Source organism: Caloranaerobacter azorensis DSM 13643, from assembly GCF_900129995.1.
Lineage (GTDB): Bacteria > Bacillota > Clostridia > Tissierellales > Thermohalobacteraceae > Caloranaerobacter > Caloranaerobacter azorensis.
Window position 1 is genome coordinate 1 of the sequence record NZ_FQXO01000066.1, and the last position, 12,383, is coordinate 12,383.

At 30.5% G+C, this 12,383-nt stretch carries 12 protein-coding genes; 11 read left to right on the forward strand and 1 reads right to left on the reverse strand.

Translation table 11 applies throughout. The features are described from left to right. Positions 1–194, reverse strand: a 194-nt coding sequence (locus tag BUB51_RS09705) for a hypothetical protein (RefSeq protein ID WP_200791939.1), incomplete at its 3' end; no start/stop codon positions are given. Positions 195–367: 173 nt separating this feature from the next. On the opposite strand from BUB51_RS09705, the gene folD reads away from it, so the two are divergent. The 11 genes from folD to spo0A all read left to right on the forward strand — a co-directional run bounded on the left by folD (position 368) and on the right by spo0A (position 12,287). Further along, positions 368–1,228 carry a bifunctional methylenetetrahydrofolate dehydrogenase/methenyltetrahydrofolate cyclohydrolase FolD gene (gene folD / locus BUB51_RS09710; protein WP_073197415.1) on the forward strand — a complete coding sequence of 287 codons (861 nt, stop codon included), beginning with the start codon at positions 368–370 and terminating at the stop codon, positions 1,226–1,228. Beyond that, entirely contained in the window at positions 1,210–2,433 is a 1,224-nt protein-coding gene (gene xseA, locus BUB51_RS09715) for an exodeoxyribonuclease VII large subunit (protein WP_073197417.1), read from the forward strand. Before folD ends, xseA begins: the two co-directional genes overlap by 19 nt. Beyond that, on the forward strand, positions 2,430–2,663 hold the full coding sequence (locus BUB51_RS09720) for an exodeoxyribonuclease VII small subunit (RefSeq protein ID WP_073197419.1): 234 nt from the start codon (positions 2,430–2,432) through the stop codon (positions 2,661–2,663). The genes xseA and BUB51_RS09720 overlap by 4 nt, the downstream gene beginning before the upstream one ends. A 16-nt stretch (positions 2,664–2,679) precedes the next feature. After that, positions 2,680–3,573 (forward strand): polyprenyl synthetase family protein, encoded by an 894-nt coding sequence (locus BUB51_RS09725; RefSeq protein ID WP_035161149.1) that lies wholly within the window; start codon positions 2,680–2,682, stop codon positions 3,571–3,573. Between the two features lie 714 nt (positions 3,574–4,287). Continuing rightward, positions 4,288–4,920 carry a hypothetical protein gene (locus BUB51_RS09735; protein WP_073197421.1) on the forward strand — a complete coding sequence of 211 codons (633 nt, stop codon included), beginning with the start codon at positions 4,288–4,290 and terminating at the stop codon, positions 4,918–4,920. After that, on the forward strand, positions 4,913–6,796 hold the full coding sequence (dxs, locus tag BUB51_RS09740) for a 1-deoxy-D-xylulose-5-phosphate synthase (RefSeq protein WP_073197423.1): 1,884 nt from the start codon (positions 4,913–4,915) through the stop codon (positions 6,794–6,796). Before BUB51_RS09735 ends, dxs begins: the two co-directional genes overlap by 8 nt. Next, the gene (locus BUB51_RS09745; RefSeq protein ID WP_073197425.1) at positions 6,797–7,606 is read left to right on the forward strand and encodes a TlyA family RNA methyltransferase; all 810 of its coding nucleotides are present in this window, start codon (positions 6,797–6,799) and stop codon (positions 7,604–7,606) included. It abuts the gene before it with no gap. 47 nt (positions 7,607–7,653) lie between these two features. Then, positions 7,654–8,106 carry an arginine repressor gene (locus tag BUB51_RS09750; protein ID WP_035161143.1) on the forward strand — a complete coding sequence of 151 codons (453 nt, stop codon included), beginning with the start codon at positions 7,654–7,656 and terminating at the stop codon, positions 8,104–8,106. A gap of 14 nt (positions 8,107–8,120) precedes the next feature. After that, positions 8,121–9,821: a DNA repair protein RecN gene (gene recN, locus BUB51_RS09755; protein ID WP_073197427.1), complete on the forward strand. Its 1,701-nt coding sequence runs from the start codon at positions 8,121–8,123 to the stop codon at positions 9,819–9,821. Between the two features lie 181 nt (positions 9,822–10,002). Next, positions 10,003–11,310 carry a SpoIVB peptidase gene (spoIVB, locus tag BUB51_RS09760; RefSeq protein WP_242945584.1) on the forward strand — a complete coding sequence of 436 codons (1,308 nt, stop codon included), beginning with the start codon at positions 10,003–10,005 and terminating at the stop codon, positions 11,308–11,310. 170 nt (positions 11,311–11,480) lie between these two features. Beyond that, complete coding sequence (gene spo0A, locus BUB51_RS09765; protein ID WP_035161139.1) at positions 11,481–12,287, forward strand: sporulation transcription factor Spo0A; 807 nt, start codon at positions 11,481–11,483, stop codon at positions 12,285–12,287. Positions 12,288–12,383 lie beyond the last annotated feature (96 nt).

Here is a 12,383-nt window from a genome sequence, read left to right on the forward strand (position 1 = left end):
TCTTTATAATTAGGAACTTCAATTGTTTCTATAATAGGAAGTTCGGTATCAACTTCGATTTTTCTATATGGTTTGCTTATTGGTTTATTAGTTCTAGGTTTTATAGGATTTTTAAAATATGGGATTAGAAGATAAATTACTAAAACATAAAGAATTCTGATAGTATTTGTTAAGTTAATAATTAAAGATTTCATTTTTGGTTTGTCTCTCCTTTCTTTTGTATTTCTTTTATATTTTTGGTGCTACTTAAAGTATATCCAAAGAGGGGGGAGACAACCAAACCTATATATTATTCAAATTTCAATGTTTGGGTGTCAAATTTGCTCTAAACTTTTGACACTACGCTAATTGTAGGAGGGGGAGTTTTATGAAAAACAATATTATTGATGGTAAAGAAATTGCTAAAAATATAAGAGCTGGTTTAGCTAAAGAGATTGAGATGATTAAAGAAAAATATGGAAAAGTTCCTGGATTAGCAGTAATTTTAGTTGGGCATGATCCAGCTTCACATACTTATGTTTCAATGAAAGAAAAAGCATGTAAAAAGATAGGTATGTACTCAGAAGTTCATCGTTTAAGTGAAGATACTACTCAAGATCAAATAATTGAATTAATAGAAAAATTGAATAAAGATGATAAAATAGATGGAATATTAGTGCAATTACCTTTACCAAAGGGAATTAATGAAAATATTGTAAATTATAAAATTTCACCTGAAAAAGATGTGGATGGTTTTCATGCTATAAATGCTGGGAATTTATTTTTAGGTGAAAAAAGTTTTGTTCCTTGTACTCCTAAAGGAATTATAAGATTGATTAAAGAAACTGGTATTGAAATTGAAGGGAAAAATGCTGTTGTTGTTGGAAGAAGTAATATCGTAGGGAAACCTACAGCTATATTACTGTTGAATGAGAATGCAACTGTAAAAATATGTCATTCGCGTACTAGAGATTTGGCTAAACATGTTAAAGAGGCAGATATTTTAGTTTCAGCAGTTGGTAAACCAGAGATAATAAAAGGAGAAATGATTAAAGAGGGAGCAGTAGTTATCGATGCAGGAACTACAAAGGTTGATGGGAAATTAGTTGGTGATGTAGAATTTGATTTAGCAAAAGATAGAGCTTCTTGGATAACTCCAGTTCCTGGAGGAGTAGGTCCAATGACTATTACTATGTTATTAGAGAATACATTGGAGGCATTTAAGAAAAGATGGAATTTAGAGCCTTAACAGTTAGTGAATTAAACAATTATTTAAAAAGGGTTCTAATTAATGATCCGATTTTAAATTCTATTAGTGTTGAGGGTGAGATATCAAATTTAAAACAACATAAAAATGGGCATTTATATTTTTCATTAAAAGACGAAAAATCTAAAGTTAATTGTGTAATGTTTAATAGTGAAGTTGAAAAAATTAAGTTTAATATTGAAAATGGACTAAATGTAATTGTGTCTGGATATGTTTCGATATATGAAAGAGATGGTATATATCAACTGTATGTAAGAAACATTAAACCGGTTGGATTGGGAGAATTGTACTTAGCATTTGAACAATTAAAGAAAAAACTGCAAAATGAAGGTCTATTTGATAAAGAAAAGAAAAAGAGGCTTCCTTATATACCAAAGAAAGTGGGGGTAGTAACTTCTCCTTCAGGGGCTGCTGTTAGAGATATAATAAAAGTTATGAGAAGGAGATTACCCTCTGTTGACATAATTATTTATCCTGTATTAGTACAAGGAGTTAGAGCAGCTGATGAAATAAGTAGCGCTATAAAGTTTTTTAACCAAATGGATGATATTGATGTAATAATTGTTGGCAGAGGCGGTGGCTCGATTGAAGAACTGTGGGCGTTTAATGAAGAGATAGTTGCAAAGGCTATTTATGAGTCTAAAATACCTGTTGTATCTGCGGTTGGACATGAAACGGACTTTACAATTTCAGATTATGTAGCCGATTTAAGAGCGCCGACACCATCAGCTGCTGCTGAATTAGTAGTTCCTGATATAATTGAATTAAAAGAAAAGATTTTTTTACAATATGAAAGATTAATAAAATCATATGAAGGCTATATTAAAAATAAGGAAAATTTAATAAAAAATTATAAGGCATCGATATCAAGTAGTAGATTTATAGAAAAAATTACGGCTACAAGGCAAAAATTGGAATATTGCTACAGGGAACTGCTGAATAGTTTTGATAAATATATTAGTAATAATTTGAACAGTATTAATTTATTAAATGAGAGACTTAATAGTTTGAATCCTAAAAAGATTTTAAATAGAGGATATGCAATACCGATAAAAGAAGATGGAGAAATAGTAAAAAGCATATATGATGTAATTAATGGAGAAATTTTGACATTAATATTAAATGACGGTTCTATAAAAGTAAAGGTTATAGATAAGTCCAGTGCTTTAGGGGTTGATAGTAAGTGAAAGAAGAAGTTGGGAATATCAAATTTGAAGAGGCATTAGAAAAATTAGAGCATATAGTAAGAAGGATAGAAAGTGGTCAACTTACTTTAGAAGAGACGATGGAAGAATTTACTAAAGGCATTGAATTATATAATTACTGTTTAAAAGTATTAAATGAAGCTGAAGGAAAGATTAAGATGATTGTAGAAAAAGAAGATGGGGAATATAATGAAATAGATTTTACAACGTAGCATATAGGAGGATAGTATGAAATTAAAGCAGGAATTAGAAAAATACAAAAATATAATAGATAAAGAGCTAGATAAAATATTGCCTAATTATAATACGCCACAGAAAAAAATTTTTGAAGCAATGAGATACAGCATATTTGCAGGCGGTAAAAGATTAAGACCGATATTGGTATTAAAAACTTGTGAATTAGTTGGTGGAAAATACAGTGATGCTATTAATTTCGCTCTTTCAATAGAAATGATACATACCTATTCGCTTATACATGATGATTTACCAGCTATGGATAATGATGATTATAGAAGAGGAAAGCTAACTAATCATAAAGTATTTGGCGAGGGGATTGCGGTACTTGCTGGTGATGGTTTGTTAAATTTGGCTTTTGAAACGATGATAAATGACATTATAAATGATATTGATAAATCTGAAAGAAAAATTAAGGCATTAAAAGTAATAGCAGAATCTGCTGGTGTTTTTGGAATGATTGGTGGACAGGTTGTAGATATAATTTCGGAAGGAAGGAATATAGACGAGAATACTCTATTGTATATACATGAGAAAAAAACTTCTGCATTAATAGAAGCATCAATACTTTCTGGAGCAATAATTGGTGGGGCATCTTCAGACGAATTAGAACGTTTAAGTACTTATGCCAGGGCAATAGGAATTGGATATCAAATAAGAGATGATATTTTAGATAGAATTGGAGATTCAGAAAAATTAGGTAAAAGAGTTGGAAGTGATGAGGAAAATAATAAGGTAACGTATTTATCTTTTTATGAAATTGAGGATGCTATTAGAGAGACAGAGCGATTATGTAAAAGTGCTATTATGGCATTAGACAGTTTTGATAAAGAAAAGGTAAAATTTTTTGAAGAGCTAGCCAATTATTTAGTCTATAGAGAAAACTAATTTTATTTGTATATATTTGGTTTTTTGGTTGTTTTTAGTTTATATTCTATAATAAGAATTTGAATTAGGGAATTGTTTATGCTATAATATCATTTACTTGGAGTGGTGCAGTATTCTAGTCAGACCAGCTAATTCTGAAGGCGGGGCTAAAAATCCGTCAAAGGGCATATCGATGAAGTTCCTGGTTACGGCTGCTGACGCCCAGTCGGGGGTCGTTTCTGGGAGTAAGGAGGATGGGGCGATCCACAATGGCATGTGGGCGTTGACCCTGCCTCCGTGGAGACTCATGCTTATGCATGAGATACCCTGCATTGTGGTGTATAGCTACATGCAGCGTAGCCTGCCTTGAGTGAAATAGGTGGATAACAGTTAAACTTCGATTTCTAAGGGCCCTAGAATGAGAAGTATTGCTGTTGAAACCTATTTTGCAAAAGAGGCTAGGAATTAGTATGGCTGTGGAGGAAAACTCCTAGACTGCTCGTTATGAGGTATACTGAGGATTACAGTGCGGACTAAGTGGCAATCTAGCCTTACCTTTGGCGACAAGGTAAAGATGAGATTAAAGGGAAACCGCTGCTATGGCGACATGCAGTTCTCATCTGGGAAATCCTGCTAGACCTTAAGCCGCAAGATTTACTCAGCATACTACCACTCCAAGTTAGCTGATAGCTTTAGCTATCAGCTTTATTTCTATTGGTAATTGGGGGTATAAAATTGCCTAAACCTGGTAATCGCGGTAGTGTTAACAAAAAAAGAAAGAAAAGTGGATATAATATAAAATGGATTTTAGTAATATCAGTTTGGACGTTTTTATTAGCAACTCTTGTTAGCTTATTATCAGAAAATCTGATGAGAAATTTAGATTTATTAACAGCCACGATTGTTTTGAATTTAATAATATTGTTGGGTGTTATTTTCGATATAATTGGAACGGCTGTTACAGCTGCAGATGAGAAACCATTTCATTCTATGGCTTCAAATAAAGTTGCAGAAGCAAGATATGCATTAAAATTAATTAGAAATGCGGGTATTGTGTCTAATTTTTGCAATGATGTAATTGGAGATATAGCAGGTATAATTAGTGGAGCAGCTGGAACAATAATTGTAGTTAAGATTATTTCATTATATGATTTTAAGAATGCGGCTATTATTAGTGTCATTATTAGTAGTATTATAGCATCTATGACTGTCGGAGGCAAAGCATTAGGCAAAGAATTTGCGTTACAAAAAACTAATAAGATAATAGAATTCGCATCTAAAATTTTAATGATTTTAGATAAAAAATTTGGAATAGATTTACTACCAGATTTAAAAAGAAAAAAAAGAGGTAAAAGGCGGGATGACTAAATTGGCTAAATTGTTAGATAGAATAAATGACATTAATGATATTAAACAACTTAAAACAGCGGATTTAGAAAGACTGGCTGAAGAAATAAGAGATTTTATCGTTGAAACGATTTCACAAACTGGCGGCCATTTAGCTTCTAATTTAGGAGTTGTAGAATTAACTCTTGCTCTACATAAAGTATTCAATAGTCCTAAAGATAAAATAATTTGGGATGTTGGACATCAATCATATATACATAAAATAATTACAGGTAGAAAAGAAAAATTTCATACGATTCGGCAATTTAAAGGTATTAGTGGATTTCCAAAGAGGAAAGAAAGCATTCATGATATTTTCGAAACAGGACACAGTTCTACTTCAATATCAGCCGGATTGGGTTTTGCAATTAGCAGAGATATAAAAGGCGAAGATTATGATGTTATTTGTGTAATTGGAGACGGTGCTATGACTGCTGGTATGGCTTTTGAAGCTATGAATCATGCAGGGCATTTAGGAACTAGGCTGATTGTTATATTAAATGATAACGAGATGTCTATCTCTCAAAATGTAGGCGGGTTATCTTTATATTTAAATAGAATAAGAACAGATCCAACATATTTTAAAATGAAAGAGGATGTTGAGAGCATCTTGAGTAGTATTCCTGCAATTGGTAAAAAAGTGTTTAAGACTGCTGAAAGAGCAAAAGATAGTTTGAAGTATTTTCTTTTACCAGGAATGATATTTGAAGAATTGGGTTTCAAGTATTTAGGTCCTGTTGACGGACATAATATAGATTCTCTAATTAGCGTACTTAAAAGAGCTAAAAATGTTGATGGCCCTGTTTTGATTCATGTTTTAACTAAAAAGGGTAAGGGATATAGACCAGCAGAAAGAAATCCAGATAAATATCATAGCGCAAGTCCATTTGAAATTGAAACTGGAAAGTTTAAGAAAAAAGTAGATAAACTTAAATATTCAGAAGTATTTGGAGAAACTCTTTTAGAGTTAGCTAAAAAAGATAAGAAAATAGTTGCTATTACGGCGGCTATGCCTAGTGGTACAGGACTTGACAAATTTAAAAAGGAATTAAAAAACAGGTTCTTTGATGTAGGAATTGCAGAACAACATGGTGTTACATTAGCAGCTGGACTTGCAGCAAATGGAATGAAGCCGTTTTTTGCAGTATACTCGACATTTTTACAGAGAGGATATGACCAAGTAGTTCATGATGTTTGTATACAACAATTACCGGTAGTTTTTGCTATCGACAGAGCGGGATTAGTTGGAAATGATGGTGAGACACATCATGGGGTTTTTGATTATTCGTATTTGAGTCATATACCTAATATGACTATAATGGCTCCTAAAGACTTATTAGAATTTAAAGAAATGATAAAATTTGCAGTTGATTTTGATAAACCTTTGGCAATAAGATATCCAAGAGGTTATTGTAGTGATTTGAGCGAAATTACAAAATCATATAAAATAGAATATGGTAGAGGAGAAATTTTAATTAATGGTAAAGAAATTGCTATAATAGCAGTTGGAAAGATGGTACAGTACGGTTATGAAGTTGTAGGACATCTAAAGAATGATAATATTAATCCGACATTAGTTAATGCGAGATTTATTAAGCCATTAGATAGAGAACTAATTTCTAATTTAGCTGAAAAGCATAGTATTATAGTAACTATGGAAGACAATGTTAAAATTGGCGGGTTTGGTAGTCTAATAAATGATTTATTATTAGAGTTAAATTATACTGGAAAAGTCTTAAATATTGGGGTCCCTGATACTTTTATAGAGCATGGTAATGTGGAAGATTTATATGATTTATGTGATATGAGCGTAGAAAAGATTGTTGATTCTATTAAAAGTTTGTGTAAGGAGGTTTAGATGAAAGCTAATAAGGAAAGAATAGATATACTATTGGTTAAAAAAGGTTTAGTAGAAACAAGAGAAAAGGCAAAAAAATATATTATGGCGGGAATAGTATATGTAGAAGAACAAAAAATTGATAAACCAGGAACAAAAGTAGATGTTGATAGCAATATTGTTGTCAAAGGAAATCCTCTACCTTATGTAAGTAGAGGTGGATTGAAACTTGAAAAGGCTTTAAATACATTTCCGATAGATATTAATGGTAAAATAGCTATGGATATTGGCGCTTCAACTGGAGGTTTTACTGATTGTATGCTGCAAAATGGAGCTAAAAAGGTATATGCTGTTGATGTTGGATATGGACAATTGGCATGGAAATTAAGAAATGATGATAGAGTTATAGTTATGGAAAGAACGAATATTAGATATGTTAAACCAGAAGATATAGGCGAATTAGTTGATTTTGTAACAATTGATGTTTCATTTATTTCACTTAAATTAGTTTTACCTGTTGTTTATAAATTAGTTAAAGAAGATACCGATATTATCGCATTGATTAAACCACAATTTGAAGCAGGTAGAGATAAGGTAGGGAAAAAAGGTGTAGTAAGAGATAAGAAAACGCATATAGAAGTTATAACTAGCATATTTGATTTTTGCAAAGAAATAGGCTTTCATATGATAGGTCTTACTTATTCACCAGTTAAGGGAGCAGAAGGGAATATTGAGTATTTAGCACATATTGTTAAATCGAAAAAAGGGATAGCAATAGATAGAGATTTATTTATAAAGAAAATCGTAGATATGTCGCATATGAATCTCTAATTAAACAAAAGTCTATTGAAAAGTATTAGCCTTGAGGGGGGCTTGTTTTGAAGAAATATGCGAGGCAGACTAAAATTCTCGAAATTATAGAAAAAAATGAAATTGAAACTCAAGAAGAATTAGCAGATTTATTAAAAAAACAAGGGATTGAAGTTACACAAGCTACTATTTCTAGAGACATAAGAGAATTAGGAATAGTTAAGGTTATGACAAGTAATGGTAAATATAAATATGCAACTTTAAAGCAAAATCAAGATTGTATAACAGAGAGATTAATTACTATTTTTAAAAATTCTATTACGTCTATGGATATTGCTGGGAATTTATTAGTATTAAAAACTATACCTGGAGCCGCTCAAATTGCAGGATTTGCTATCGATTCAATGAAAGTAGATAATATTGTTGGTACGATAGCAGGAGACGATACAATTTTTATTGCAGTAAGTGAAACAGAAAAAACGATTGAGGTATTGCAGTTTTTTCAAAACCTTATGAAATAACAGGGGGAATAAAAATGCTCCTTGAGTTAAATATTAGCAATTTTATCATAATTGATAAGATGAAAATAACATTAAGTAAAGGGTTTAATATAATTACAGGAGAAACTGGTTCTGGTAAATCGATAGTGATTGATGCACTTAATGTACTATTAGGAGGAAGAGCTAGTAGAGATTATATAAGAACTGGTTGTGATAAAGCTTTCATTGAAGGATTGTTTTATTTAGAGAAACTTGAAAATATTAAGGATGTATTAGATGAATACGGTATAGAATTTGAACAAGATAATATGTTGTTGATATCAAGAGAAATTTTTTCTTCTGGAAAGAGTATATCTAGAATAAATGGTAGAGTAGTTACTCTTAGTATGTTAAATAAACTGACGAAAAAGCTAGTTGATTTACATGGGCAACATGAACATCAATCTTTATTATTAGTTGAAAATCATATAGAATTACTTGATTCATTAGGTAAAGAAAATATAGAAAGTCTGATTATTGATGTGAAAAAAGAATTTGATAGGCTTAAAAAATTGAAAAACAGATTAAAAGAAATTGGGATAGATGAGATGGAAAAGGAAAGAAAAATAGATTTATTAAAGTTCCAATTAAACGAAATAGATTCGGCTGAATTAAGAATTGATGAAGAAGAAAAGATAATAGGTGAACTAAATTTACTAAGTAATGCTGAAGATTTGTTAAATATTATAAATAATATATTGGAATGCATTAATTCAAATGATTATTATGAAACGTCATTGCTTGATCAGATTAGCAGCGTATCTAAGAATTTGGCTAAAATAGTTAAATATGATGATAAATTTATGGAGTATAATGATATAATTGAGACTATTTATTATCAATTGAAGGATATTGCGACGGAACTAAGGCTATATCAAGAGACGATTGAATATAATCCAGAAAGGATTAAATTATTAGAAGAAAGATTAGATTTAATAAACAATTTAAAAAGAAAGTATGGTAGTAATATTGAAGAGATATTAAAATATAGGGATAAAATATCTTATGAATTGGAAGTTATTTTAAACAATGAAAGAGAAATAGAAAATATTAAGAAAGAAATTTCTTCAGTTGAAGAGAAACTAAATGTTATATGTGAAAAACTTTCTAATGAAAGGAAACTAATAGCAAAGCAAATAGAAGTGGAGATTACTAATGAGCTTAAAGAATTGAATTTGAAAGATGCAAAATTTGAAGTTAGTTTTGAAAAATTAGATCATTTTACCGAAAAAGGTCTAGATAGAGTGGAATTTTTAATAGCTACAAATCCTGGAGAGCCTTTAAAGCCTTTAAATAAAGTTGCTTCAGGTGGAGAATTGTCCAGAATTATGTTGGCAATAAAGACGATTTTAGCCGATGTGGATAATATTCCATGTTTAGTTTTTGATGAAATTGATACAGGAATTAGTGGTAAAACGGCTATGATTGTTGGGGAAAAGATTAGGAATATTTCTCAAACTCATCAAATAATATGTATAACTCATCTACCGCAAATTGCTGTGCTTGGAGATTCACATTTTTACATAGAGAAGAAAAAAATAGAAGGAAAAGTAGTAGCTAAAATAAATAAGTTAAATTATGAAGAGAGAGTTAATGAAATTTCAAGGCTTTTAGGTGGTACTAAACTGACAGAGATGACAAAAAAATTAGCAGATGAAATGCTGATGGCGAGTAATAAGAAAAATAAAGTATCCTAATATTGGATGCTTTATTTTTTTTCAATAAATTAGCAGAAAAGAATTTAGTTAATAAATTTCTAATTATTATATAACATATTTATAAACAAAAAAGTTCAAATTATATATACAGATATTTCTCAAGGTATGTTTGCTTAAACTTTAGCATAATCGTACAAGGGAAAATGGGAGTGTGATTTTTTTGTATAATTTAAAAACGAGATTAGCTAAAATGTTTTTAGCCTTATTGTTATTTTTAATTATATTTGAGAGTTATATGTACTGCCATTTTCCCTCTCAAATAGAGATAATAGAAGGAGAAAAAAGTGATTTTAAAATATCATTCCCATTTACGATAGATAATATAGGAGAATTAGAAAAAATAATTGTATTAGAAAGAAAAAATGGGAATTATGTACCTTTTAAAAAACAATATGAAATTCAGTCTTTAACTAAGGGCAAAAGTAATATAAGAATAAAACTATTAGGTTTTTTACCATTAAAAAATATTGAAGTAAATGTTATAGATAAGGTTTATCTTATGCCAGGAGGACATTCAATAGGTGTTAAACTTGATACTAGAGGAGTAATTGTTGTAGCTTTTTCGGATATAATAGGATTGGATGGTAAAAAACATAATCCTGCTAGAGAAGCAGGGATTAGAAAAGGAGATGCTATTTTAGAAATTAATGGAGTAAAAGTAAAAGATTCAGATCATGTAATTGAGCTTTTGAATAATGCAAAAAATGAAACTGTAGAAGTTAAGATTGAAAGGAAAGGTAAGATATTTACTACAGAGGTCAGACTTATAAAAAGTAGAGATGAAAGACAATATAAATTAGGGGCATGGATAAGAGATAAAACTGCTGGGATTGGAACATTAACTTTTTTCGATCCAAAAACGAAAATTTTCGGAGCGTTAGGACATGGGATTACAGATATTGATACAGGATTTTTATTACCTGTAGAAGATGGACAAATAATGACAGCTAGAGTGTCATCTGTTCAACAAGGGAAAAAAGGATTGCCCGGAGAATTAAGAGGTATTTTTTTCGAGTCTAGAGATAAGATAGGTGAAATAGAGAAGAATACTAAATTTGGTATATACGGGGTTTTACACAAAGATATTAGTAACAATATTTATAATAAACCATTGCCGATTGGATTGCAGAGTGAAGTTAGAGAAGGTAAGGCTTATATCTTAACAACGGTAGAAGATGAACAGATAAATAAGTATGAAGTAGAGATAGTAAAGGTTCAAAAACAATTAGTGCCTAATCAAAAAAGTATGATTATTAAAGTAACAGATAAGAATTTGCTTAAAAAAACGGGTGGTATAGTACAGGGAATGAGTGGGAGTCCTATAATACAAAATGGGAAGATAATTGGTGCGGTTACGCACGTTTTTATAAATGATCCTACAAAAGGTTATGGACTTTATATTGAATGGATGTTAAAACAATCAGGTATAAAATATACAAATAATAAGGAATTTGCACAAGTAGAATAAGATATGGTAGATATGGGATACCATATCTTTTTTTTGTGATTTTTGTGATTAAAACTAGAACAAAAATTTTGTTAAAACTTTGATCCAGACTAAAATTAGAAATGCAGGAAGGATATATATAATTTTTGTCGAATAGTAAAAAGGAAATAAATAATTCAGGGGGGAATAAAGTGGAAAATCAAAAGATTAGAATAGTAATTGCTGATGATAATAAAGATTTTTGTAATATTTTACATCAATTTTTATTAACACAAAATGATGTAGAAGTAGTTGGGATAGCAAAAGACGGTTTAGAAGCATTAGAATTAATAGAAGGTAAGTTGCCAGATGTATTAATTTTAGACATAATTATGCCACATCTTGATGGTCTAGGAGTACTAGAAAAGTTGTGTACTCTAGAATTAGATAAATTCCCAAAAATAATAGTTTTATCTGCAGTTGGACAAGATAAAATAACTCAGAGGGCAATAGCTTTAGGAGCCGATTATTATGTGGTAAAACCTTTTAATTTTGATGTATTTATGAAGAGGATAAGACAGTTAATAGGTTCAATGCCATCTATTGTAGAAAAAAGAAAACAAGTAGATTTAAAGCCTAGTTTTATTAGTCCTGTGAATAGTGGGAAGAGTCTAGAGGCTAAAATTACAAATATAATTCACGAAATAGGAGTTCCTGCTCATATTAAAGGTTATTTATATTTAAGAGATGCTATAGGTATGGTAGTGGAAAATGTAGAATTATTAAGTGCGGTTACAAAACGATTGTATCCTTCTATAGCCAAGAAATATAATACTACTCCAAGCAGGGTTGAAAGAGCTATAAGACATGCCATCGAAGTAGCTTGGAGTAGAGGAAAAGTAGATACTATAAACAGTTTATTTGGTTATACTGTACATGATGAAAAAGGTAAGCCTACAAATAGCGAGTTTATAGCAATGGTAGCCGATAAATTGAGGTTGGAAGAAAAGATTTCATAAAAATCGAGTAGGAGGTAGATGATTAATTCATCTACCGACCTCTCACACCACCGTACGTACCGTTCGGTATACGGCGGTTCATTAGGTTAAGTTCAA

What these genes read in the sequence shown, in the direction of transcription:
- folD (WP_073197415.1), top strand. Translation starts at nt 368, where the DNA reads ATGAAAAACAATATTATTGATGGTAAAGAAATTGCTAAAAATATAAGA.
- BUB51_RS09725 (WP_035161149.1), top strand. Translation starts at nt 2,680, where the DNA reads ATGAAATTAAAGCAGGAATTAGAAAAATACAAAAATATAATAGATAAA.
- BUB51_RS09745 (WP_073197425.1), top strand. Translation starts at nt 6,797, where the DNA reads ATGAAAGCTAATAAGGAAAGAATAGATATACTATTGGTTAAAAAAGGT.
- dxs (WP_073197423.1), top strand. Translation starts at nt 4,913, where the DNA reads ATGACTAAATTGGCTAAATTGTTAGATAGAATAAATGACATTAATGAT.
- xseA (WP_073197417.1), top strand. Translation starts at nt 1,210, where the DNA reads ATGGAATTTAGAGCCTTAACAGTTAGTGAATTAAACAATTATTTAAAA.
- recN (WP_073197427.1), top strand. Translation starts at nt 8,121, where the DNA reads ATGCTCCTTGAGTTAAATATTAGCAATTTTATCATAATTGATAAGATG.